Here is a 23,738-nt window from a genome sequence, read left to right as displayed (position 1 = left end):
ACCTCAACGGTGTCTTTTTTTAAGATCATATGGAGGCGAGGGGAGTCGAACCCCTGTCCGAAGGCAACGCCACATAAGCTTCTACGGGTGTAGTCACAGTTTTGATGTCACCCGAGTATCGCCCCGTAACCGGCTATACGTTGGGTCAGCCTGATTGTCTTCTTCAGCACACCCCAGGCGGAGATGTGACAGCGTATCCCACTAAGAGTTAGCCCCTACATCCGGCACATGGGCGATGCAGGAGAGGAGCACGTGAGCAGGTTATTAAGCTGCTACAGCGTAGTTAGTTGTTTGTTTGCCGTTTAATTGGCTTTAGCGTTGATGAAGCGGACGCGTCCCCACTACCCGCTACCCATGCTCGATCTACCCCCGTCGAATCCATAAACGCCCCCTCAATAAGAAAAGGGTTTGCTTGGAATGAACAAGTCCTGCTAATGCAGCCTTAAGCTCAATCCAAATGGATTAACGGATTAGCAAGCACAAGTGCTGTAATCCTGTGTTACATGAATTAGTATAGCATAACTCACTGATGAAGTGCTTATGGACTTGTTGGAAAAGCAAGCAGCTTCACCAATCCGAGTCAATTCTCGGTAATTCATCCACCTGCTAAGGTGCTAATTATCCCCGATCGTATTGCTGGAACCACGTCCTAACTAACGTAATCCATTCTGATCTACAGAGAATACCAGAAACGATCGTGGTACATTAACTTCTTAGTCATAACTTTTTAAATCATTTGTTTCAGTACTAAAGCCCGGACATCTGTACGTAGGCTCCTAGCGAGCCACTTTCTGTCTCTCGCGAAGAGCACGCTGGATATCGCGCTGAGCATCCTTCTTGGCCGCAGTGTCGCGCTTGTCGTACTGCTTCTTACCTTTACCAAGACCGATCAGCAGCTTCGCGTAACCGTTGCGGATATAGATCTTCAGCGGCACGATCGAGAAGCCTTCCTGCTTGGATAGACCTAGCAGCTTATGAATCTGGGCTTTGTGCATCAGCAGCTTGCGTGTCCGCGTCGGGTCTGTTGGATTGCTCCGGTTGCCCTGCTCAAATGGACTAATGTGCATGTTGTGGATATGAATCTCGCCATTCCGAATGGTGGCGAAAGCATCTCCAATGTTGACACGGGCATTTCGGATGGATTTGATCTCCGTTCCCGTCAGCACCATGCCTGCTTCAAACGTATCTTCGATGAAGTAGTCATGGGAAGCTTTCTTGTTCTGGGCCAGAACCTTCCCGTCACTTTTCTTACCCATGTTCTCACTCCTTCAAACGTACTCAGAATCCCTTAATGCTCCTGCAAAACACAAGCCTGCTCTCTTGCAGAGTACATACATGTTAAATCATTGTACCAAATCCGCTCCGCCAAAATCAAGCCGCCATGTTCCAGTGCAGAATTCCACAGAGTACTTTACTTATTTCACCAACGCCGCTCTCAAATTAACACCGTATTCCAAATATCCCTTCAAGCAAGTCAGCATATAGACCCAGCCTTCTTTATTGTCTAACATTTGAGGGATCACATCTGGATCACTAACGTCAAAACCTTCTTCAATGATTTCAATAATACACTCATCATGTTCAGTTGGATTCAGGATAATCGTTACCGGGCGCCCTTCCCCATTGGCACCCCAATTAAACACAATCTTTCGATTCAACTCGATCTCCTTCACCACAATATCCACCTGAGCATCATACTCATCATATCTCAAAGTGATCGCCCTGCCTTGCTCCCACCCTTCAGAACTGGAGGAGAACCAGAAGTTCCCGATCTTTGAAGGGTCAACGAAGGTTTCAAACACCTCCTGAGCAGGCTTGGATATTTTCATTTTTGTTAGATTGTTCATACTTACCCTTCCCTTCTCTACACTTGAGTTGATGCTGCCCTAACAGTAAAAAGTACCCGCACTCGGCATCTAGTCATAAAATAACAAAACCGCCAGAGCTGGACAAGCACCCTGACGGTTAAAACAAGCTAACTTCTTACTTCTTCTTCCTTACAAAAGCGGCTGTCGCATTGTTCGCATCGCCTTTGCTTCTGCCGTTCTTCTTGCCGCCACCCTTGCGCTTCTTGCGCTTAGGTGTGCCGCCCTCGCCCCCGGCCTCACTGCCGCCGGGGGTGAAGATCCCGCTCGCGGTCGTATGCTTCCGCCGCGAGCCGCCTTGGCCCGTCGCTCCCGCAGACGAGCCGCCGCTGTAGCCGCCCTTGCCGGAGCCGAAGCTGAAGCTCCGGGCAGGAGCGGCATTCGCGTCCGTCCGTACGCCGGACGCGCCGTTCTTGCCCGGCTTCCCGCCTTGCGCGGAAGCCGCATCCCCGCCGCGGCGCTTGCCGCGCGCCGCAGTGCCGCCAGCACCGGCTCCAAGGCCTTCGCCGGAGCCACCGGTGCCGCCGCGGCTCTTATCCTTGCCGCGGCCCTTACCTCCGCGGCCGCCGAAGCCGCCGTCGCGGTCATCCCTGCCGCCGGCCTTGCCGCCGCGGCCACCGCCAAAGCCCTCGCCGCGAGGTCTGCCGCCTTCGCGGCGCGGCTTCATGTCGACCATCTCGAAGTCGATGGTATGGTCGTCCATGTTGACCCGCACAACGCGGATCTTCACCTCATCGCCGATGCGGTAGATCTTCGAGGTGCGTTCCCCGATCAGCGCCATATGCTGTTCGTGGAAGTTATAGTAGTCATCCGTCATCGCGCTAAGACGAATCAGGCCTTCTACGGTGTTCTCCAGTTCAATGAACATCCCGAAGCTGGTCACACTGCTGATTATACCCGGGAACTCTTCGCCCACCTTATCCAGCATGAACTCTGCCTTCTTCAGCGCTTCGGTATCCCGCTCGGCTTCAACAGCGACCCGCTCCCGTTCTGAGGACTGCTGCGCAATGTCCTGCATCCGGCTGGCCAGATACTCCTGGCGCGCCTGGGTAAGGGCTCCGCCGCCCTCTACCACTTCCCGGATAATCCGGTGGATCACAAGGTCAGGGTACCGTCGGATTGGAGAAGTGAAGTGGGAGTAGAACTCGGCAGCCAGACCAAAGTGCCCGGTGCTCTCGGAGTCATACTTCGCCTGCTTCATAGAGCGGAGCATCATCGTACTGATGACCGTCTGTTCCTTCGTTCCCTTAATGTCCTCCAGAAGAGTCTGCAGGGCACGCGGGTGAACCGTATTGCCTTTACCTTTAACCGAGTAACCGAAGTTCGCAATGAACCCCATAAAGTTCTGCAGCTTCTCCTGATCCGGGTCCTCATGAATCCGGTAGAGGAAAGGGACCTTCAGCCAGTGGAAATGCTCAGCAACCGTCTCATTTGCAGCAAGCATGAATTCCTCAATAATCTGCTCCGCGATCGAGCGTTCCCGCTTGACGATGTCCACCGCTTTCCCATTCTCATCTACGATAACTTTCGACTCCTCAAAGTCGAAGTCCACAGCTCCGCGCCGGAGCCGGTTCCCGCGAAGTCTCAGCGCCAGCTCCTGCATGTCCTTGAAGGTCTGCACCAGATCGCTGTAGCGTTCTGTAACCTCAGGGTCTTCATTTTGCAAAATTTTACGTACATTCGTATAGGTCATCCGCTCTTTCGTGCGAATCACACTGGTGAAGATATCATGCTTGATGACCTTCATCTGCTCGTTGAATTCCATTTCACACGACAGGGTGAACCGGTCCACCTTCGGGTTCAAGCTGCATATACCGTTAGACAGCCGGTGCGGAAGCATCGGGATCACTCGGTCTACCAAATAGACACTGCAGCCCCGATTATAGGCTTCCTGATCCAGCTTGGAGTTCTCTCTCACATAATAGCCTACATCCGCGATATGAACCCCTAACCGGAAATGTCCGTTAGGCAGCTTCTCCACATTCACCGCATCATCCAGATCCTTCGCATCTTCCCCGTCAATCGTCACAATAATCTTATCGCGCAGATCACGGCGGTTCTGCCCCCGAATCTCATCCTCTTCGATGACATCCGGAGCGTCCAGCGCCTCGGCCAGCACTTCTTCAGGGAAGGTCTCCGGCAGCTGATGCTTGCGGATAATCGACAGAATATCCACGCCGGGGTCATCCTTATGACCCAGTATTTCAATAATCTCACCTTCGGCCGCCGAGCGTCCTTCCGGATAACGAACAATGCGGACTACAACCTTCTCTCCGTCCGCTGCTCCGTTAAATGAGCCTTTCGGAATGAAAATATCTTTATTAATCCGCTTATCATCCGCAATAACAAAGCCATATACCTCATTATTCTGGAACACACCAACGACTTGGGTTACCGCACGCTGAACAATACGGACAACCTCACCCTCAAGCTTGCCGCCTCCAATGCTCTTGGACGTTACCCGGCCAAGAACGATATCTCCGTTCATCGCGCTCTTCAGATCATTGGCATGAATATATACATCGGGGTGCTCCCGGTTCTCGGGAATCAGAAAAGCAAACCCTTTGGCATGCACTTGAAGACGGCCGCGCAGCAGACTCATCCGCTCCGGTACACCATAGCGGTTGGTCTCCGTCAGGAGGATCTTCCCTTCTCCCTCGAGCTGGTTCAGAAGCTTGAGGAACTCCTTGAAATCTGCAGCACTCTCTATACCGAAGTGCTTCTCCAGTTCCTGATAGGTCATGGGTTTATAGGCGGTCTCCCGCATAAAATTTAGTAAATCTGATTCCGTTATCATCGTTTCACCTCGGGATGGCTTGTACACAAGCTGTCGTAATCTTCCTAAATTACCCTTCTTGTATATACCCTAGTATACACGAAATCAACCGACTGCATCCGTTTCCCGCAAAAACCCTCATTCCTCCTCGCTGAAGAGGACGAATATACTGTTAGATTACCCTGAACCTGCAGATATACACAAAAAGGCCCCCGTTTCCGTTAAAGAAAACGAGAGCCTTGTCATGGCTAAATTATTCGAGCTGTTCCTACTTAAGAACAACGGCAACGACAACCGACAAAATGAAGAATCCGGCAGCCATAACCACAGTCAGACGTTCCAGGACGAGCTCCATACCGCGTGCCTTTGCTTTACCGAAAAGGTGCTCAGCGCCCCCGGAGATGGCACCGGAAAGACCCGCGCTCTTTCCCTTTTGCAAAAGAACAACTGTAATCAAACCGATGGAAAATATAATGAGCAGCACTTTCAAAAAGATATCCATTCAATCCACCTCCTAAGCGTGATCACCATCTATGAGAAATGATTAATATGTACACATAAACAGCATTTATAGTGTACCATAGCTGGTTCCTGAGATCAACCACAGATCAGCAGCAAGCCTTCTCCTTAATCAGCTGCTACCCGTATATCCGGCTCCGTTGCAAGCTCAACATTTCCTGCTACCGCCCGCGAGATCATGCAGGAGCCTTCGGCTGCCTCAGCCAGCCTGCGAGCCTTCTCTAACTCCCTCTCCCCGCTGCCTGCCTTGAGAACGATTCGGGGCCTGTGAATGATCTTCTCATAGGTGAATATATTGTTCGTGACATCCACAATGCCTTCAGAGGCTTGGGTGAGGCTCTCCGTCTCAATCCCTGCCCGTTCCAGCATGGCAGCCAGAGTGATCAGATAACAAGTGGCCGCTGCGCCCAGCAGCATTTCGTCCGGGTTGGTTCCCACTCCCGGTCCGCCCATGCCCTCAGGTATGGAAATCGCAGTCTGCAGGTTCCCTGCTTCAATCGTACCTTCACTATTACGTCCACCATTCCATATCCCATTCAGCTGAAATCTATGCTTCATAATCTCTCCTCCTCGGTATCTGTCTGCTTATTTGACCCTGGATTGCTGTGAATCAAGTCACCCCCCTCCCCTCGGTATTCCACTATAATAAAATGGAAATTGTTAGTGCATTACAGGAGGTGATTTGATGAGTAACTTTAAAGCTATTCCACGAACAGAGTCCATGGCTCTGTCCAAGCTATCTGATCTGCCCAATATCGGTCAAGTTCTTGAAGCCAAGCTAATCGCCAGCGGCATCAAGACTCCGCTTCAGCTTATAGAACTAGGCAGCCGGGAAGCTTACGCTCGTATTCACGAGCAGGACAGCTCAGCCTGCCTTCATATGCTCTATGCTCTTGAGGGTGCAGTACAAGGGGTCCGATCGCACCAGCTGTCTAAGAGCAGACAGCGAGAGCTTATCCAGGAATTCAAGATACTCAACCAATTAACAGCATGCGCCATTACATAAGTGTACAGGATTATATAGACAAAAGACCTCAGTCAGCCGAAGTCGGCCCTGAGGTCTTTTGTAATATTCAGAAGCAAAAGGTAATCTTGCTTCTTATTTATTTTTCAAGTTGTAGAAAGATTTCAAGCCGTTGTATTGAGCAAGCTCGCCCAATTGGTCTTCAATGCGAAGCAATTGGTTGTACTTCGCAATACGGTCAGTACGGGAAGGCGCACCTGTTTTGATTTGGCCAGCATTGGTAGCTACTGCGATATCCGCGATTGTGCTGTCTTCGGACTCACCGGAACGGTGGGAGATTACAGCTGTGTAGCCATTACGTTTTGCAAGCTCGATAGCGTCGAAAGTTTCTGTCAAAGTACCGATTTGGTTCACTTTGATCAGGATGGAGTTACCAATGTTCTCTTCGATACCTTTAGCAAGACGCTCAGTGTTAGTTACGAACAAGTCGTCACCAACCAATTGGATTTTGTCTCCCAGCTTCTGGGTAAGAAGTTTCCAACCTTCCCAGTCATCTTCAGAGCAGCCATCTTCGATAGTGATGATTGGGTATTTATCAACCCAAGAAGCAAGAAGGTCTACGAACTCAGCGGAAGTGTAGGATTTGCCTTCGCCTTCAAGCTCATATTTACCGTTCTTGAAGAACTCAGTGGAAGCTACGTCCATACCCAGGAATACGTCAACACCTGGTTTGTAACCAGCTTTTTCAATCGCTTCGATAATTGTGGACAATGCTTCTTCGTTGGAAGAGAAGTTAGGAGCGAATCCGCCTTCGTCACCAACAGCTGTGCTCAGGCCTTTGCTGCCAAGGACAGACTTCAGGCTGTGGAAGATTTCAGCACCTGTACGAAGAGCTTCTTTGAAAGTAGGAGCGCCTACTGGAAGAACCATGAACTCTTGTACGTCAACGTTGTTGTCCGCATGCGCACCACCGTTAACGATGTTCATCATAGGAACTGGAAGCTGTTTCGCGTTGAATCCGCCAAGGTATACATACAGCGGCAGATCAAGAGCATCAGCAGCAGCGCGGGCAACAGCCATAGATACAGCCAGGATTGCATTCGCACCAAGCTTACCTTTGTTCTCAGTACCATCAAGGCTGATCATCAATTTGTCGATACCGAGTTGATCCAAAGCGTCCATACCGATTACTTCTGGAGCGATGATCTCGTTCACGTTCTCAACAGCTTTCAGAACGCCTTTACCCAGGTAACGGGATTTGTCACCATCGCGAAGCTCTACAGCTTCGTGGGCACCTGTGGATGCACCGGAAGGTACGATCGCACGGCCGATAGCGCCGGATTCAAGATATACTTCAACTTCTACCGTCGGGTTACCGCGGGAGTCAAGGACTTCGCGTGCATATACGTCAGAAATAATTGTCATGTTAAAGTCTCCTTTGTTTTATCAAATATTATTTGGTCTTACGGCTGGCAATCATGGATTGACCGGTCATTTCCGCAGGCTGTGGAAGACCCATCAAGTCCAGAATCGTTGGAGCTACATCGGCAAGAATGCCGCTTTCACGCAGAATCACATCTTCCGAGGTTACGATGAACGGAACCGGGTTCGTGGTGTGCGCAGTGAATGGACGTCCATTCTCATCATATACCATATCCGCGTTGCCGTGGTCAGCAATAATTATAGTGACCCCGCCTTTGGCCAGTACGGCATCAACGACTTTGCCTACACACTCATCCGTAACTTCAACCGCCTTGATTGTCGGCTCAAGCATACCGGAGTGACCCACCATGTCCGGATTGGCAAAATTCAGAATAATCGCATCATGCTTATCTGATTCGATCTCCTTCACCGCAGCTTCTGCCACTTCATAGGCACTCATTTCCGGCTTCAGGTCATAAGTAGCAACCTTAGGGGAATTGATCAGTACGCGAGTCTCGCCCTCAAGCTGGACATCTCGGCCGCCGCTGAAGAAGAAGGTTACGTGCGGGTACTTCTCCGTCTCAGCAATACGTAGCTGAGTCTTGCCTTGCTGTACTAGTACTTCGCCCAACGTATTATCCAGGTTCTTCGGTTCATAGGCAACATATCCGCCAACCGTTTCACTGAATAGGGTCAGACATACAAAGTGCAGGCCGATCGGGAAGTTAGGTCCACGGTCAAAGCCTTGGAAGTCCAAGTTCGTGAACACCTGGGACAGCTGAATTGCACGGTCAGGACGGAAGTTCAGGAAGACTACGGAGTCTCCGGATTCTACAAGTCCTACCGGGTTACCAGCGCCATCTACAATAACAGTAGGTTCAACGAATTCGTCAAACACGGACTTCTCATAAGATTCAGTTACCGCTTGAATCGGATCGGTGTACTTAGGACCATCGCCATACACGATAGCGCGGTAAGACTTCTCTACCCGCTCCCAGCGTTTGTCACGGTCCATGGCATAATAGCGGCCTTGAACCGTAGCGATCTTACCTACGCCCACTTCCTCGATCTTGGCGACCAACTTCTGCAGGAATCCCTTTGCGCTGTCTGGAGCCACGTCGCGGCCATCCAGGAACGCATGGATATATACTTCATGCAGATCTTCCTTCTTCGCAAGATCCAGCATAGCAAACAAATGGTCAATATGGCTGTGTACGCCGCCGTCGGACAACAAACCGTACAAGTGAAGCTTCTTGCCGTTCGTCTTCGCGTATTGTACAGCTTCAACCAAGGTCTTATTCGTAAAGAAATCACCTTCACGGATCGACTTGTCGATACGGGTCAGATCCTGATATACGATCCGGCCTGCACCGATGTTGAGATGACCTACTTCAGAGTTCCCCATTTGTCCTGCAGGAAGACCCACAGCCTCACCGCAAGCGGTCAGCGTGGTATTGGGGTACATCTTAAGGTATCTGTCATAATTCGGTTTGTTCGCCTGTGCAACCGCGTTGCCTTCATCTGTGCCGCGAAGACCGAATCCGTCCATGATGATCAGTGCTACAGGTCTGGGTGCTGACATCTTACTTTGCCCCCTCGACAAGTGCGATATAAGAAGCAGGCTGCAAGCTTGCACCGCCCACAAGCGCTCCGTCGATATCACTTTGTCCAAGATATTCCTTCACGTTCTCAGGCTTCACGCTGCCGCCGTATTGAATACGTACTTTGGATGCCACAGACTCATCATACAGATCCGCAACGATAGAACGAATGTAAGAAGTAACCTCATTCGCATCTTGGGAAGTAGAGGATTTACCTGTTCCGATAGCCCAGATTGGCTCGTATGCAATAACTACTTCTGCGGCTTGCTCTGCACTAAGACCTTTAAGAGCTGCTTCAGTCTGCACTTTCACAACATCTTTAGTCTGTCCTGCTTCACGTTCTTCAAGCTTCTCACCCACACAAGGGATCGGAGTAATGCCGTGTTTGAATGCAGCATGGACTTTCTTGTTCACGATCTCGTCGGTTTCACCGAAATAAGCGCGGCGCTCGGAATGACCGATAATTACATAATCCACGCCAAGCTCTTTCAGCATTCCTCCGCTGATCTCGCCAGTGAAGGCTCCTTCATCTTCGAAATGAAGATTCTGGGCGCCAATCTTGATTGAAGTCCCTTTAGCGGCTTCCACCAATGCCGGAAGGTTGGTGAAAGGTGCGCAGATCACACTTTCCACACCTTCTACTTCTGCTTTACCTTTGATGTCTTCGAAGAAAGTTTTTGCTTCGGAAACGGTTTTGAACATTTTCCAGTTCCCTGCAATAATCGGTGTTCTCAAAAGGCTCACTCCTTTGTTGTACGGATTGAACTCGTTACTTAGTTCATTCCATGTGGTATTACTAATTACTTATCGTTCAATGCTTCGACGCCTGGAAGCTTCTTACCTTCCATGAACTCAAGGGAAGCGCCGCCGCCTGTAGAGATATGATCCATTTTGTCAGCCAGGTGGAACTTCTCAGCTGCTGCTGCGGAATCACCGCCACCAATGATAGTGTAGCCTTCTGTAGCCGCACATGCTTCAGCTACTTCACGCGTACCATGGGAGAATGGCTCGATTTCGAACACGCCCATAGGTCCGTTCCATACAACCAGCTTGGATTTCTTGATCACGTCAGCATAAAGCTCGCGTGTCTTCGGTCCAATGTCAATGCCTTCCCAATCAGCAGGAATTTGATCAATGCTAACGATGTCTGTGTTCGCATCTGCGCTGAAGTCATCAGAGATCACAATGTCCACAGGAAGCATGAAGTTCTTGCCAAGCTTCTTCGCTTTCTCAATGAAGCCAAGAGCTACATCAAGCTTGTCTTTATCCAATAGAGATTGACCGATTTCATAGCCTTGCGCCTTGAAGAAGGTGTAGGTCAATCCGCCACCGATCAATACGTTGTCTGCAATGTTAAGAAGGTTATCAATGACATCGATCTTGTCCTTAACCTTGGATCCACCGATGATGGCTGTGAAAGGACGCTCTGGGTTCGAAAGGGCTTTGCTCAGTACAGACAATTCCTTCTCCATCAGAAGACCGGATACTGCTGGAATAAGATGAGCGATACCTTCAGTAGAAGCATGAGCACGGTGTGCTGCGCCAAATGCATCGTTCACGAACAGATCAGCCAGCTCAGCGAACTGTTTGGCCAGTTCTGGATCGTTCTTTTCTTCGCCAGGGTAAAAACGAACGTTCTCAAGTACAAGCACATCGCCATTATTCAAAGCATCCACTTTGGCTTTAACGGCTTCACCTACAGCTTCATCAGCTTTTGCTACTGGTTTGCCGAGCAGCTCGGACAAACGCTCTGCAGCAGGAGTAAGGCGAAGGGAATCTACGAATTCACCCTTCGGACGGCCCAGGTGGCTCGCCAGAATCACTTTAGCTCCATTCTCAATCAGGTACTTAATGGTTGGAAGAGTCTCCCGGATACGGGTATCGTCTGTGATTTTGCCGTTTTCAAGCGGCACGTTGAAATCCACACGCACAAACACGCGTTTTCCGGTTACTTCTACGTCACGTACACTTTTCTTGGTCATCTCCATGTTCCTCCTAAATGTTCTTAGCTGGATATCCACTCAATCACTGGGTATATGTGTCTCTTAAGCAGGTGTTAATCTCTATATATTTATCTAAAGTCCGAAATAAGTATGGAGTAAATTAGCATGAACCAAAGAGGAGTCCTTTGGTTCAGGTTGCTCCTCTTTGGAATTACATTTGAGTTGTGCGGATATTATTGAGCTTTCTTGGCAAAGAACTCCAAAGTACGAACCAATTGAGCTGTGTAGGACATTTCGTTGTCATACCAAGCAACAGTTTTAACGAGCTGCTTGTCGCCAACAGTCATAACTTTAGTCTGTGTAGCATCGAACAGGGAACCGAAAGTGATACCTACGATATCGGAAGATACGATTTCATCTTCAGTGTAGCCATAAGTTTCTGGATCGGAAGCGGCTTTCATAGCTGCGTTAACTTCGTCTACAGTTACTTTTTTGTCAAGAACAGTTACAAGCTCAGTCAAAGATCCAGTTGCAACTGGAACACGTTGAGCTGCACCATCAAGTTTACCTTGCAGATCAGGAATAACCAGACCGATAGCTTTAGCAGCACCAGTTGTGTTAGGGATGATGTTCTCAGCAGCTGCACGAGCGCGTCTGAAGTCACCTTTCGCGTGTGGAGCATCCAAAGTGTTTTGGTCGCCAGTGTAAGCGTGGATTGTAGTCATCAAGCCTTCAACGATACCGAACTTGTCGTTCAAAGTTTTAGCCATTGGAGCCAAGCAGTTCGTTGTGCAAGATGCACCGGAAATTACAGTTTCGGAACCATCAAGAGTTTCGTGGTTAACGTTGTATACGATAGTCTTCATGTCGCCTGTAGCTGGAGCGGAGATAACTACTTTCTTAGCGCCGCCTTTAAGGTGAAGTTCTGCTTTCTCTTTAGAAGTGAAGAAACCAGTACATTCAAGAACGATATCAACGCCAAGCTCGCCCCATGGCAATTCTTCAGGGTTACGGTTAGCAAGAACTTTAACTTCTTTGCCGTTAACTTTGAAGAAGCCGTCATGAACTTCAACATCGCCGTTGAATCTGCCTTGAGTTGTATCATATTTCAACAAATGAGCCAACATTTTAGCATCTGTAAGGTCATTGATAGCAACTACTTCAATACCTTCCACGTTCTGAATACGACGGAAAGCAAGACGTCCGATACGACCAAATCCATTAATACCAACTTTTACACTCATTGAATAGTTCCTCCCAAAATTTCGTTTTTTATTTATTCAAGACGGTAATTAACCGCCATGAGTAACACATATTAGTCTTCGTTACTAAGTATCAGGCCCTGTTCTCCAGCTCCAGCATAGTCACAATCTCACTCGCTGCTGCTTCGTCTGTCACCAGAATATCCTCATGACCGAACCGAAGCACGGCATGGATTGCCTTCGCTTTGCTCCTGCCGCCGGCGACTCCGATCACCACTTCAGTAGAAGTGATATCTTCGAGTCTGAGTCCAAGCGTCAGCATTTTGTGTACAACCTTGCCTTCTTGATCGAAATAGTAGCCGAATGATTCCGCTAGCGCTCCCTCATTCCTAAGCTCCTGGAGCATAGCGGGGTCTAGCTTGCGCCGATGCGCCATTTCCATAGCATCTCCGATGCCATGAACGACAATCCTCGCTTTGCGAATCAAGGTTACAATTTCTTGGGTATTCGGATCATTTACAAGAGAGTGATAAGCTTCTTCACCAAGCAGATCAGGTACATGGAGCAGCCTGTAACCGGCACCCACACGCTTCGCCATTCCGGAAGCGATGGTATTGGCCTGAATCTCCAGGCTTTCGCCGAGTCCTCCCCGTGCGGGTACGAACCAGCTGTCCTTAAGCGGCGCATTCACGGGCATGGTCAGCTTCTCCGCGATCGAAGCGAGTGTGGTTCCGCCTGTGACGGCAACGACATCTCTCTCTTCCATTACGCTAAGGAGCGCTTTAGCCCCGGCACGCCCAAGCTCCTGCTTGGTATCTGAAGATACGTCCCAATCTCCCGGCACAACAATAACTTTGCGGAGTCCGTAGCCCTTGCGGATTCTCTCCTCCAACGCAGCCAGACCAAGCAGCTCTTTGACAAGTGGCTCCAAAAGCTCGAGGAGGCGTATGCCCGCTTCACTGATGGTCATACCCATATTCTCAATCTCAATCAGCCCTTGTGCTTTCAAAAGGTCTGTCTCGGCACGCAGCACGCGTTCGGTCATATCCAAAGATGCCGCCAAGGTTCTGCGCCCAATCACTCCAGCAAGCTTGATCTGATGAAGAATGGTATATCTTTTCTTGAGAATATCCATGAGATCAGGCAAAAGCTGCTTTTGGATTTCCAATATATTTCGCATGCTTTCACTCCTGCTTGACTTTCATCTATCTCATCTTCATCAAAACTCTGTTGGCCTTAAAACGTCCCGGGATAACTTTTTAAGTCCCACTTACATTCTACCTAATTCTACCTCAGGTTGCAAGTCTGACTAACGTATAATTTACTATGCTTGTCCTCTTTATACAAAAATCTATGTGCTCGCCTCTGAAAGCATAGGTATCACCATACGGGACGCCAAGTTCTATTATAATAAGCCTTTGTTATCTTAAGTTAAGCTTGCAATTTAACATGGGATAACATATAATCATTTTTGCTACTCTGAATTTGCGCCCGTGGTCCAATGGATATGACGTAGGCCTCCGAAGCCTGAGATCGAGGTTCAATTCCTCGCGGGCGCGCCATTCTTGCCAGCACCTAATATAGCTTTAACCAAAGCCGCTCTAAAGTGGGCCTTTTTTTTATAATTAGTTTGACTTTCTTTGACTTTATGTTTGAAATTGTTTATGATGTGGTTATTATGGATAGAACTAACAGCGGCCTGCTGCTTTCCCAGTAAGTCTGTACTTATTAGTTCCATTCATAAGGAAGAAACGTTTCCCCGGACATCTTTCTTACATAAGTCAAGATAGCCTGTCCTCCTTTGATTTGACTTCAGGATTTTGGTCAATGATGTAAAGGACGGAAATCATGTTTCTGATTATGGTATCACCACAAACATTTAAGGAGGGTTTTCTAATGAGTTATATTCCTATGGTTGTCGAACAAAGCAATCGCGGTGAGCGTGCTTATGACATTTACTCGAGACTTCTTAAAGACCGTATTATTTTCCTCGGTACACAGGTAAATGATGTGGTTGCCAACTCCATTATTGCACAGATGCTATTCCTGGATGCTGAAGACCCTGGTAAAGATATTCATCTATACATCAACAGCCCAGGCGGATCGATTACTGCCGGTATGGCCATTTATGATACCATGCAATTCATCAAATCCGATGTATCTACGATCTGTGTAGGTATGGCGGCTTCCATGGGTGCCTTCCTGCTGAATGCAGGAGAGAAAGGCAAGCGCTTCGCGCTCCCTAACAGTGAAATTATGATTCACCAGCCGCTGGGCGGAGCTGAAGGTCAAGCAACGGATATTGAGATCCGTGCCCGCCGCATTCTGAAGATGCGTGATTCCCTGAACAAAATCCTGGCTGAGCGCACAGGACAGCCGCTGGAACGTATCGAGAAGGATACAGACCGCGACTACTTCATGACCGCCGCTGAAGCCAAGGATTACGGTATTGTCGATAAGGTTATCGAGAAGACTGGCCCTCAAGGCGTCTAAGACTTCTGAAATAAACAGGCCCCTGCTTCGCAGATTAGCGAAGCAGGGGCTTTTTAATTGCATACCAATTATTTAAAAGGACTTGCTCCCTTAGGCAGCAGTTGATCGAACCCGTAATCATATTCAATCGTGCCGGCCGCATAGGCGGTATATTCATAAGGCAGGAAGTAAATCGTCAGGGTGTTCGGCTTCACATAGAAATTCCGGTCTGAAGTCAGACCGTTGAACCCGCCGAGATAACCCGGATTCGCCTTCAGCTTCTTAGCTAGATCCGCATTCAGCTGCTTCTTGTAGCCAGGATTGCTTGAGAGCAAGTCACTAAGTCCCAGCTCCTTACCGTCTTTCAGTGAGAACGTGTGGCCTTCCGTTAAGGTGAAGCCATGCGCCCCGCCGGTATAAGAGCTTTGAGCCAGAACCAGGCTCAGAACACCTTTTTCGTTAAAAGTAACTACATAAGTGCTGTCGTACTCATACTCGCGGTCTTGGGCGGAACGATCCTTTAGGTCCTTTTCTGCTTGGGCTACGAAACGGTCCATCGAGGCTTGAAGAGCCGCATTGATCGATTTCTGAGCCGCCTCGTCAGCCAGGCCGCTAACCTGCGGATAGATCAGCTTGGTTGAAGCTCCCTTAAAGGTCTTGTTCAGGCTAACATTCTTAATTGTGATCGCATTCTCTGTGCGTGGGCCCATAGACAGCTGCTTCGCTTTGGCGTCCCAGTTCGATTGGTACCCGAGGTAATCATTAAGCAATTTATACGGGACATAGATATGGCCCTTGATCATTTTACCGCTGTACCCTTCGCTTAGATAGTATCCGTTAACGTTCGGATCAACTCCATATTCGGAGACCGCGAGATTCAGCTTCCGGTATCCGTCTCCCAGGCTGTAGATATGCGCAGCCGCATCATAGGAAAGCTTCAGTCCAACGACGTCACGAAGGAAGGTTACCGGAACGTATACACGACCGCCGCTAAGAATTCCATGCTGTGATGACAAAGTGCCCTTCCATTTCAAACCCACCTGTATCTGCGCGGCTTCAGCCTTCTTGGCTACCACGCTGGTACTTGCCGCATATCCGGTTCCAGCAGGAAGCGTAGCTCCTCCTATCAAGAGGGCTCCCGCCAGGAGTCCGGCACTCCATTTCGTACTACGATTCATATTAATGCTCCTTTCAGAATTATATAAGATAAACAATTGATCTACACGCCAGTCAGCCATATCAAATATCGGACATCACTTTTCTAATTATAGATAAACTTGGTAGCCAGAAGGTAACAGTGCCCATTACACTTTCTTTTCTTTCCAGAGCACCCTGTAACATTTCCTTAAACAGTATGTAATTTTTCAAGCACTTTCTTAAAATCACACAGCAAAGAAAGGCATCTTCCACCCTATACCCGGGATCGGATACCTTACAAGCTGTTATTCCCGTCTCGCTACAGCAAGCCGTACCCCAATCGGTTCAGCTGTTCCGCGATCACCCGGTAGCCCCGCCCATTGGGATGAACCTGATCGATGGAGAGGAGTTCGCGTCCACGCTCGGCAAAAGCCGGAAAGATATCAGCGAATCCATATATCCCGTTCGAATATTGGGCCGCATAGCGGTTAAATGAATATACCCATGAGTTCGCTTCTCTCACCTGAGGAAAAGGGTTATAGAGACCCACTACTCTTACAATATAAGGGCTCCGGCTGCTCCCCTTGATGTCGTAGATCGAACGCACAATACTTCCGAAATGGGACTTGCAGGCGGCTAGAGACTGATTCAGGATTTGGGCCTCCGCGGCAGGATACCTCCGAATCTCTTTGGCCGCATGAATCAGATCATTGCCTCCAATCGACAGCGTGATTAGATCCGCTTCCCTAATCGACTGCCGGTAGATCGAGTGATAACGCAGCCGCTGTTCAAGTCCCTCGGAATCCAGTCCATTCACGCCCAGATTGTGTACCTCGATAGGTGCTCTGAGACGGTTCTCCGCTATTCTTCGGTAGGTCGGAACAAAGCCGTGTCCCGGAAAAGCTCCAAAACCCGTCGTCAAGGAATCCCCTACCGCCGTATATATATAACTCACCCGAATCCCCTCCCATAGATATGGTTCATCTTATGTACCAGGGGGGAATCGGGCAACGGGGAGGTGTCCTTCGGTTACATTAGCGGAGATGAAAAAAACTATATAGGTAAACTGTGCACTGCGCATTCGAATGTTCTTCCGACCGCTGTTGTTCGGGGATTCCTTGAATGGAGTCTGATAAGGTGGGAATCCCCAAACAAAGGCGGACGCTGGCGCTTCTCCAGAATCATTCGACCTGCTCCGTTTGGGTTTGCCCTTCAATTTAAACAAAAGAAACCTCGCTTGTTAAAATGGAAGTAGCTTCAACACATTCTGCATAAAGCGAAGCTTCTTTATGTGCCAGAAAGTAAGAATGGAGCAACTAACCTGGCCAGTGTGACTTACTTGTAGAATGACTTTTAGGACGCCATCCTACCTAATCACCTGCCAACATCATCAATAACGCTTAAATCGCTTATGCTGCTGGAAAAGAATAAGACGAGAGGCCAGAGGTCAAGCCATTTGAAGAAGGCTGTTGTGGACGAAGACGAGAAATGGCGCCACGGATATGAAATCATCCATGACGCCATTAATGCCGTTTAAAGAAATCCTGCTTATCTATTCACGGCCGCTCTTGAGCTCTGTCCAGTAACGGTCATACACCTGAAGGGTATCTCCTACATCCTTCAGCCATTCGGTACGCTTCATTTCATCCTCGGACAGGTTGATCATTTTATCATTGCGGTATTCCTGGCTGTGGAACTCCATAGCCTTCGTGTTCGGATCACTATAGCCGATAGACTCGTAGTTCTTCGCACTGACCTTCGGATCCATCATATAGTTGATGAACTTCTCAGCCAGCTCCTGATTCTTGGAGTCCTTGGGAATCGCATAGTTATCCGCGAAGATGGTGCCACCTTCCTTAGGAACCACATAGGCGATATCCTTATTCTCCTTTGCTACAAAGGAAGCATCCCCGGACCACATGGTTGCGATCCAGCCTTCTTCCTGGATCATCTTCTGCTTGATGGTGTCGGTATCGAAGGCAAGCACGCTTGGCAGCAGCTTCTTCAGGTCATCTACTGCGGTCTTAATCTGAGTCTCGTCAGTAGAGCTGTTGGACCAGCCGTTCTTTTTCAGCGACATTCCGATCACTTCACGATTGTCATCCAGCAGAAGCACTTTCCCTTTATATTTGGGATTCCATAGATCCGCCCAGCTGGTGATCGGCTCCTTCACGTATTTCTTGTTGTAAGCAATACCGGTTACCCCCGACATATAAGCGATGGAATACTTGTTACCCGGATCAAAAGGAGGGTTCTTCAGCGTCTCAGTAAGGTTCGCAAAATTCGGGATATTCGCCATGTTCAGCGATGCAAGGAGATTTTCCTTAATCATGGTCGCAACCATGTAATCGGACGGCTGAATCAGGTCATACCCGCCTCCGCCCGCCTTGATCTTGGCCAGCAGGTCTTCATTATTGGCAAAGTTATCATAGTTAATCTTCACATTATATTTATCTTCGAAGTCTTTGAGCACCTGTGGGTCGAAGTTATCGGCCCAGCTGTAGATATTCAGCGTCTCTTTCTTGGATCCGCACCCAGACAGCGATAAAACGACAAGCATTGCGGTCAGGAGCAAGGTTACCAGCTTCAATTTTTTATTCAATTCATAATCTCCTCTCTCGTTCACTTCGCAATTCATTTAGAATGGCAGCATCTTCTGCTTCTTCTGCCCTTTACCTCTGTTCAGCATATACTGGGCGAGGAAGATCAGTGTTACACTTACCAAAATTAACATCGTACACAGTGCGTTAATTTCCGGGGAAATACCTCTCTTGACCTGGCCATATATATAAATAGGCAGCGTCGTCGAGCTTGGTCCGGATACGAAGAAGCTGACCATGAAATCATCCAGCGACATCGTAAAAGCGATCAATGCCCCGGAGATAATGCCCGGTGTAATCTGAGGCAAAGTCACGTGGCGGAATGTCTGCCATGGACTTGCTCCAAGGTCCTGCGCCGCCTCTTCCAGCTGCTTGCCCATTCCGGCCAGCCGCGACGACACAACCACATATACATACGACATACTGAAAGTAATATGAGCAATAATAATCGTGGTCTTGCCGGTTTCGACGCCGAGAAGTCGGAATAGGACCAGCAGGGACAGACCCATTACGATATCGGGAATCACGATAGGTAAATACATTAACCCATTCATGCTGAGCTTTAGCCTCCGGGTTACTTTCCGAACAGCAATCGCTGCTAATGTTCCAAGCAGTGTAGCCGCAAGGGTAGATATCACGGCCACGATCAAGCTGTTCTCCAAGGCGTCCATGACATGGTCATTATCGAATAGCGATACGTACCAGTCCAGCGTGAAGCCGCGCCACTCTGCAGACAAGCGGGAATCGTTGAAGGAGAACAGAATGATGAACAAGATAGGCACATAGATGAAAATAATCATCAGCAAGGAGTGTAGTCCCAGCCACGGGCTCCGCTTGGTTCTCATACCCGTCCCTCCTTTACTCTCTCAACCTTGGAGGTCATGGCTTTATTGAAGAGTGCTATTAGAATCAATGATGTTATGACAAAAATGACGGATAACGCGGCCCCGAACGGCAAATTGCGCGCCCCCAGGAACTGGGTCTGAATAATGTTGCTGATCATGGATGACTTGGCACCACCGAGAATATCCGTCACAACAAACATCCCTGTCGTCGAGACATAGACCAGCACTGCGCCTGTTGTAATTCCTGACTTCGTCTGCGGCAGGGTAATATGCCAGAAGGACCGCCAAGGCGATGCGCCCAGATCACTCGCTGCCTCCAGCAAGCGCCGGTCCATCTGTTCAATAGCCACATAAATGGGCAGCACCATGAAAGGAATAAAAGTATAGACCATCCCCAGCAGAACAGCCCCTTTGGTATACAGCATCTGCATAGGCTCCGAAATCCACCCGAGATTCATGAATAAGCTGTTCACAACGCCCTGCGTCCGCAGCAGGAGTACCCAGGCATACGTCCGAATCAGGAAGTTAATCCAGAAGGGAATGGTGATCAGCGCAAGTCCCCAGGTCTGCCTTCTCGGCCCGGATCTGGCAATATAATAAGCCAGGGGATAACTGAGCAGCAGGCAAATGATGGTGGTAACTACGGATAACACAATCGTGTCCCAATAGATCCCGAGGTAGAGTGAATCGAAAAATATTTTGTAGGCGTCCAAGGAGAAGGTGTAGATCAGATTGCCGTCGGTATCCCGCTGCATAAAAGAAATGCCGACCACAATGAGCATAGGAATAACCAGAAAGAGGCTTAACCACAGCATTACAGGAACTAAAGCAAAGCCGGACTTCTTCATGCGCCGATGTTCACCTCGTCCTGAGAACCCCAGTTCACCCCAAGCCTCTCACCGATCTCCCAAGGACGCTCATCGGTGAAGTCCAGCGCGATCGTCACGGTCATCGGTTCGCCATCCAGCTGGACCACAAGCTTGTGAATGCTGCCCAGATACAGCACATCCTGAACAACCCCTGTCCGCTTCGCTGCATCGGTATCCCGGGTTGCCCTTAACTTCTCCGGGCGAACGGCGAACAGCCGCCCATCTTGAGAGAAGATGTTGTTCTCTCCTACGAAGGTTGCGGCAAACAAGGTAGCAGGCGTGGCATAAATCTCCCTTGGAGTTCCGATCTGTTCTACATGCCCGTTATTCATAATGACGATCCGGTCAGAGAGCATCATCGCCTCTTCCTGATCGTGTGTGACGTATACGAAGGTAATGCCCAGGCTCCGCTGAAGCTGCTTCAGCTCGGATTGGAGATTCTTGCGCAGCTGAAGATCAAGCGCTCCCAGCGGCTCATCCAGCAGCAGCACCTTGGGCTTGTTCGCAATCGCCCGCGCGATGGCAACCCGCTGCTGCTGGCCTCCAGACAACTGGTGCGGATAACGCTTAACCAGCGGAGTAAGCTGGGTCATCGCTACCGCTTCTTCAATCCGCTGCTTGATCCCGGCCTGCGGTAGCTTTTTCATCTTCAGCCCAAAGGCAATGTTATCCTCTACGGTCATGTGAGGGAACAGGGCATAGTGCTGGAATACGAGGTTGAGGTCCCGGCGGTTCGGCGGAAGTGCGGTCAAATCTGCACCATCCAGAACAATCCGTCCTTCCGTAGGCTGTTCAAACCCTGCAATCATGCGCAGGATCGTCGTCTTCCCACAGCCGCTGGGCCCGAGTAAAGTCAGGAATTCACCCTCCTTAATCGTCAGGTTCAGCGGATGCACAACCATCTGCCCGGCAAAATTCTTCTGGACTTCTACAAGTTCAATCATGTGCATCAACTCCTTGGTCATCTGTATTTATGTATCGGTCATCACTTAATAGCTTCTACAATCTGAAAAAAAAGCCATATCCCAAGGGACGGCTCCTATAAATCTATCATTTTTTGCATATTCAATATACCTTGTTTTACCACCCAGTACAATAACTTTATAGGGTTTAAAGCCGGAACAAGGCATCAGCTGTGACAAAAAAACGCCTTTCTCCACATCCGGAGAAAAGCGTCCTTTTCAACAACAAATTCTATTTAAGCTCGTATTGTACACCTAGTGAAGTAGTTACCTTAATCTCTCCAGGCTCTACCGAGCTTCCAGCCGATCCACTGGCTGCTGCTTTATCCATAAGCCCGTAGTTCTGCTCAAATACTGGCGCGTTCACGGCTCCTTGGCTGACACTAAGGACAATACCGAGCTGGCGCTTTACACCCTTGGCAATAATGCCCGCCTTCAGTTCCGCATTCGCAAGCGCCTTGTTGATCACCTGCTCCTGATACTGATCCGGGTCCTCTACGGTGAACCGGACATTGTCAATGCGGTTAGCCCCGTTCTTGGAAGCATCATCGAGCAGTTGGCCTACCTTGTCAAGCTGGCGGTATTTGATCTGCAGAGCGTGGGATGCATTGTAGCTCTTGACCTTCTGGCCTTCCTTGTCATTGTAAGTATAGTTCGGCTGGACATAGAAGCTGGCCGTCTGGATGTCCGCAGCGTCAATCTTCCAGGTATTCTTCAGAAGGTTGGTCAACTTGGCAATTTGGGCGGCAGTAGCCTTCTGGGCTGCCTGCGCAGTCGCCGCCTGGGATTCTACCCCAATCGTGAGATAGGCAATATCCGGCTTGATCGAGATCTCTCCATTTCCAACCACGTTAATCACATTGCGCTGCACGGTTTCATCCGCATAAGCGTGCGGAGCATCACTTAACAAACTTCCCGCAGCCGTTCCCCCAGCAAGCAGCGTGCCCGCGATCAGCACGGAACCAAGCGATTTGACCCAAATTTTCATGTTTAACCCGCCTCCAATAGTTTTTTTTGCGGACATATAGTCCAGTTCATATAAATTGGTTAAATTTAACTACTAAACGGAACCAAGGTTCCTAAGGTTGCAGCAGGTTAAGGACAATCCGAAATATATTTTTATTCTACGCAAAAAAGAGAAGGCGATCCGCCATAACCGGCCGATTACCCTCTCCCTATGCTTGTCCTTAAGACAAATTATTGGTTCTCAAGCTCTTCCTTGCTGACCAGACTTACTAAAGCGTTTGCAGCCTGCTCGGCATCCGCACCCTCGGCGCTGATATAAATCTCCGTTCCAGTGCTGATGGCAAGGCTCATGATTCCCATGATGCTCTTCGCATTAACTTTCTTGTCATCCTTCTCCACGAACAGTTCAGACGAGTATTTATTCGCTTCTTGTACAAAAAGCGCTGCAGGTCTGGCGTGAAGACCCGTTTTCAAACGGACGGTTACCGGATGTTTGACCATGAATCCTTACCCCCTATACATAATCAACATGCAGGTTTCTGCACATTTTTGATTTTGGATTGAACTAGATTCCGAACCTTAGCTCTCAGGTTCATTCCATTTGGAAATATATTTTAATCAGTATACCATAGGCGCTAGGTCTCACACTAGGTGTACCCGTTCAGACTCCCCGAATTTTTTCGGCGAGCTCGTCAATTTTGCGCAGACGGTGGTTCACGCCTGACTTGCTGACCGTGCCTTTCAGCATCTCGCCGACTTCCTTCAGGTTCATATCCGGATGGGCCAGCCGAATCTCGGCCACTTCCCTTAGCTTATCCGGCAGCGATTCCAGACCAATTTCTCTCTGGAGCAGCTTGATATTATCGATCTGCCGAATGGCTGCGCCTATCGTTTTATTGAGATTCGCCGTTTCGCAATTGACGATCCGATTAACGGAATTGCGCATGTCGCGCATAATTCGCACATCCTCGAACTTGAACAAGGCCTGATGCGCCCCGATAATGCTGAGGAGTTCGATAATCTTCTCGCCTTCTTTGATGTAGAAAATAAAGCCCTTCTTGCGCTCAATACAGCGTGCATTCAGGTGGAACTGGTTGGCCAGATCCACCAGCGCCTGACAGTGCTCTTCATACATGGAGGCAATCTCCAGATGATAGGAAGATCCTTCGGGATTGTTGACCGACCCTCCAGCCATGAAGGCTCCTCTCAGGTATGCCCGCTTACAACAGTTTTTCCGGGTCAGCTCCGGATTAATCCCCGGGGTGAAAATGAACCCTTCCGATACGATCTTAAGGCTGTTCAGAATCTCCTGCACACGTGTGGGAATCCGCACAATGTACACATTGTTCTTCTTCAGACGCATCTTCTTACGTACGAGCAGCTCCGTATGGACGTCGAAATATTTTTTGATCAAAGAATAAATCCGTCTTGCTATCGCGGCGTTTTCGGTGGAAATATCCAAAATAACTTTTTTGTTCGACACCGAGACGGAACCGTTCATCCGGATTAACGCGGATAATTCGGCCTGCTCGCAGCAAGGCTCGGCTTCGATCATGGTCAGTTCTTTTTTGGTTTGTGCCGCAAAGGACAAGGGA

The 23,738-nt window shown here is 49.1% G+C and carries 22 protein-coding genes, 1 tRNA gene and 1 other RNA gene; 3 read left to right on the top strand and 21 right to left on the bottom strand.

Going from position 1 to position 23,738, the window contains the following annotated elements; genetic code table 11:
* Positions 1–27 precede the first annotated feature (27 nt).
* The 6 genes from ssrA to ACEN86_RS01360 form a co-directional block, all read right to left on the bottom strand.
* Positions 28–392: a transfer-messenger RNA gene (ssrA, locus tag ACEN86_RS01385) on the bottom strand.
* A gap of 384 nt (positions 393–776) precedes the next feature.
* Positions 777–1,256 (bottom strand): SsrA-binding protein SmpB, encoded by a 480-nt coding sequence (gene smpB / locus ACEN86_RS01380; RefSeq protein WP_127199290.1) that lies wholly within the window; start codon positions 1,254–1,256, stop codon positions 777–779.
* Positions 1,257–1,415: 159 nt separating this feature from the next.
* On the bottom strand, positions 1,416–1,847 hold the full coding sequence (locus ACEN86_RS01375; protein WP_495632602.1) for an SRPBCC family protein: 432 nt from the start codon (positions 1,845–1,847) through the stop codon (positions 1,416–1,418).
* Between the two features lie 136 nt (positions 1,848–1,983).
* Complete coding sequence (rnr, locus tag ACEN86_RS01370; protein WP_495632601.1) at positions 1,984–4,662, bottom strand: ribonuclease R; 2,679 nt, start codon at positions 4,660–4,662, stop codon at positions 1,984–1,986.
* A gap of 247 nt (positions 4,663–4,909) precedes the next feature.
* A complete protein-coding gene (gene secG, locus ACEN86_RS01365; protein WP_127199293.1) occupies positions 4,910–5,143 on the bottom strand; it encodes a preprotein translocase subunit SecG in 234 nt (77 codons plus the stop codon).
* 125 nt (positions 5,144–5,268) lie between these two features.
* Positions 5,269–5,718 (bottom strand): OsmC family protein, encoded by a 450-nt coding sequence (locus ACEN86_RS01360; RefSeq protein ID WP_495632600.1) that lies wholly within the window; start codon positions 5,716–5,718, stop codon positions 5,269–5,271.
* A 169-nt stretch (positions 5,719–5,887) separates the two neighbouring features.
* On the opposite strand from ACEN86_RS01360, the gene ACEN86_RS01355 reads away from it, so the two are divergent.
* Positions 5,888–6,166 (top strand): TfoX/Sxy family protein, encoded by a 279-nt coding sequence (locus ACEN86_RS01355; RefSeq protein WP_495634183.1) that lies wholly within the window; start codon positions 5,888–5,890, stop codon positions 6,164–6,166.
* 93 nt (positions 6,167–6,259) lie between these two features.
* Here the strand turns inward: ACEN86_RS01355 and eno are convergent, their stop codons facing one another.
* The 6 genes from eno to ACEN86_RS01325 form a co-directional block, all read right to left on the bottom strand.
* A complete protein-coding gene (gene eno / locus ACEN86_RS01350; protein ID WP_495632599.1) occupies positions 6,260–7,549 on the bottom strand; it encodes a phosphopyruvate hydratase in 1,290 nt (429 codons plus the stop codon).
* A gap of 28 nt (positions 7,550–7,577) precedes the next feature.
* Positions 7,578–9,128, bottom strand: a complete 1,551-nt coding sequence (gene gpmI, locus ACEN86_RS01345; RefSeq protein ID WP_495632598.1) for a 2,3-bisphosphoglycerate-independent phosphoglycerate mutase — start codon at positions 9,126–9,128, stop codon at positions 7,578–7,580.
* Position 9,129: 1 nt separating this feature from the next.
* Positions 9,130–9,882, bottom strand: coding sequence for a triose-phosphate isomerase (gene tpiA, locus ACEN86_RS01340; RefSeq protein ID WP_495632597.1), 753 nt, complete (start codon positions 9,880–9,882; stop codon positions 9,130–9,132).
* A gap of 65 nt (positions 9,883–9,947) precedes the next feature.
* Positions 9,948–11,129, bottom strand: a complete 1,182-nt coding sequence (locus tag ACEN86_RS01335) for a phosphoglycerate kinase (protein ID WP_495632596.1) — start codon at positions 11,127–11,129, stop codon at positions 9,948–9,950.
* A 194-nt stretch (positions 11,130–11,323) separates the two neighbouring features.
* A complete protein-coding gene (gap, locus tag ACEN86_RS01330; protein ID WP_495632595.1) occupies positions 11,324–12,334 on the bottom strand; it encodes a type I glyceraldehyde-3-phosphate dehydrogenase in 1,011 nt (336 codons plus the stop codon).
* A 91-nt stretch (positions 12,335–12,425) separates the two neighbouring features.
* A complete protein-coding gene (locus tag ACEN86_RS01325) occupies positions 12,426–13,472 on the bottom strand; it encodes a sugar-binding transcriptional regulator (protein WP_495632594.1) in 1,047 nt (348 codons plus the stop codon).
* Between the two features lie 307 nt (positions 13,473–13,779).
* Between ACEN86_RS01325 and ACEN86_RS01320 the strand changes: the two genes are divergently transcribed.
* Together ACEN86_RS01320 and clpP are read left to right on the top strand one after the other, a co-directional pair.
* Positions 13,780–13,854 (top strand) — tRNA-Arg (locus tag ACEN86_RS01320).
* Between the two features lie 334 nt (positions 13,855–14,188).
* Entirely contained in the window at positions 14,189–14,785 is a 597-nt protein-coding gene (gene clpP / locus ACEN86_RS01315) for an ATP-dependent Clp endopeptidase proteolytic subunit ClpP (protein WP_127199301.1), read from the top strand.
* Positions 14,786–14,853: 68 nt separating this feature from the next.
* On the opposite strand, the gene ACEN86_RS01310 is transcribed toward clpP, so the two are convergent.
* From ACEN86_RS01310 to whiA, 9 genes are all read right to left on the bottom strand, one after another.
* Positions 14,854–15,942, bottom strand: coding sequence for a PdaC/SigV domain-containing protein (locus ACEN86_RS01310; RefSeq protein WP_495632593.1), 1,089 nt, complete (start codon positions 15,940–15,942; stop codon positions 14,854–14,856).
* A 278-nt stretch (positions 15,943–16,220) separates the two neighbouring features.
* Entirely contained in the window at positions 16,221–16,856 is a 636-nt protein-coding gene (locus tag ACEN86_RS01305) for a GDSL-type esterase/lipase family protein (protein ID WP_495632592.1), read from the bottom strand.
* A gap of 597 nt (positions 16,857–17,453) precedes the next feature.
* Positions 17,454–18,461 (bottom strand): polyamine ABC transporter substrate-binding protein, encoded by a 1,008-nt coding sequence (locus ACEN86_RS01300; RefSeq protein WP_495634182.1) that lies wholly within the window; start codon positions 18,459–18,461, stop codon positions 17,454–17,456.
* 78 nt (positions 18,462–18,539) lie between these two features.
* The gene (locus tag ACEN86_RS01295) at positions 18,540–19,346 is read right to left on the bottom strand and encodes an ABC transporter permease (RefSeq protein ID WP_495632591.1); all 807 of its coding nucleotides are present in this window, start codon (positions 19,344–19,346) and stop codon (positions 18,540–18,542) included.
* Positions 19,343–20,194 carry an ABC transporter permease gene (locus tag ACEN86_RS01290; RefSeq protein ID WP_495632590.1) on the bottom strand — a complete coding sequence of 284 codons (852 nt, stop codon included), beginning with the start codon at positions 20,192–20,194 and terminating at the stop codon, positions 19,343–19,345. Before ACEN86_RS01290 ends, ACEN86_RS01295 begins: the two co-directional genes overlap by 4 nt.
* Entirely contained in the window at positions 20,191–21,165 is a 975-nt protein-coding gene (locus ACEN86_RS01285) for an ABC transporter ATP-binding protein (RefSeq protein ID WP_495632589.1), read from the bottom strand. Before ACEN86_RS01285 ends, ACEN86_RS01290 begins: the two co-directional genes overlap by 4 nt.
* A 244-nt stretch (positions 21,166–21,409) precedes the next feature.
* Positions 21,410–22,165: an SIMPL domain-containing protein gene (locus ACEN86_RS01280; protein ID WP_495632588.1), complete on the bottom strand. Its 756-nt coding sequence runs from the start codon at positions 22,163–22,165 to the stop codon at positions 21,410–21,412.
* A 209-nt stretch (positions 22,166–22,374) separates the two neighbouring features.
* Positions 22,375–22,644: an HPr family phosphocarrier protein gene (locus tag ACEN86_RS01275; protein ID WP_068612994.1), complete on the bottom strand. Its 270-nt coding sequence runs from the start codon at positions 22,642–22,644 to the stop codon at positions 22,375–22,377.
* Positions 22,645–22,804: 160 nt separating this feature from the next.
* A complete protein-coding gene (whiA, locus tag ACEN86_RS01270; protein WP_495632587.1) occupies positions 22,805–23,734 on the bottom strand; it encodes a DNA-binding protein WhiA in 930 nt (309 codons plus the stop codon).
* Positions 23,735–23,738: the final 4 nt, after the last annotated feature.

The organism is Paenibacillus sp. Paensp111 (assembly GCF_059492195.1).
This window is presented reverse-complemented; position numbering and strand designations above follow the sequence as displayed.

Coding starts and splice junctions, on each gene's coding strand:
- ACEN86_RS01310 (WP_495632593.1), bottom strand. CDS start 15,942: ATGAATCGTAGTACGAAATGGAGTGCCGGACTCCTGGCGGGAGCCCTC.
- smpB (WP_127199290.1), bottom strand. CDS start 1,256: ATGGGTAAGAAAAGTGACGGGAAGGTTCTGGCCCAGAACAAGAAAGCT.
- ACEN86_RS01275 (WP_068612994.1), bottom strand. CDS start 22,644: ATGGTCAAACATCCGGTAACCGTCCGTTTGAAAACGGGTCTTCACGCC.
- ACEN86_RS01335 (WP_495632596.1), bottom strand. CDS start 11,129: ATGACCAAGAAAAGTGTACGTGACGTAGAAGTAACCGGAAAACGCGTG.
- ACEN86_RS01375 (WP_495632602.1), bottom strand. CDS start 1,847: ATGAACAATCTAACAAAAATGAAAATATCCAAGCCTGCTCAGGAGGTG.
- eno (WP_495632599.1), bottom strand. CDS start 7,549: ATGACAATTATTTCTGACGTATATGCACGCGAAGTCCTTGACTCCCGC.
- ACEN86_RS01285 (WP_495632589.1), bottom strand. CDS start 21,165: ATGCACATGATTGAACTTGTAGAAGTCCAGAAGAATTTTGCCGGGCAG.
- ACEN86_RS01280 (WP_495632588.1), bottom strand. CDS start 22,165: ATGAAAATTTGGGTCAAATCGCTTGGTTCCGTGCTGATCGCGGGCACG.
- clpP (WP_127199301.1), top strand. CDS start 14,189: ATGAGTTATATTCCTATGGTTGTCGAACAAAGCAATCGCGGTGAGCGT.
- secG (WP_127199293.1), bottom strand. CDS start 5,143: ATGGATATCTTTTTGAAAGTGCTGCTCATTATATTTTCCATCGGTTTG.
- ACEN86_RS01295 (WP_495632591.1), bottom strand. CDS start 19,346: ATGAGAACCAAGCGGAGCCCGTGGCTGGGACTACACTCCTTGCTGATG.
- gap (WP_495632595.1), bottom strand. CDS start 12,334: ATGAGTGTAAAAGTTGGTATTAATGGATTTGGTCGTATCGGACGTCTT.
- ACEN86_RS01325 (WP_495632594.1), bottom strand. CDS start 13,472: ATGCGAAATATATTGGAAATCCAAAAGCAGCTTTTGCCTGATCTCATG.
- ACEN86_RS01360 (WP_495632600.1), bottom strand. CDS start 5,718: ATGAAGCATAGATTTCAGCTGAATGGGATATGGAATGGTGGACGTAAT.
- gpmI (WP_495632598.1), bottom strand. CDS start 9,128: ATGTCAGCACCCAGACCTGTAGCACTGATCATCATGGACGGATTCGGT.
- ACEN86_RS01290 (WP_495632590.1), bottom strand. CDS start 20,194: ATGAAGAAGTCCGGCTTTGCTTTAGTTCCTGTAATGCTGTGGTTAAGC.
- rnr (WP_495632601.1), bottom strand. CDS start 4,662: ATGATAACGGAATCAGATTTACTAAATTTTATGCGGGAGACCGCCTAT.
- ACEN86_RS01300 (WP_495634182.1), bottom strand. CDS start 18,461: ATGCTTGTCGTTTTATCGCTGTCTGGGTGCGGATCCAAGAAAGAGACG.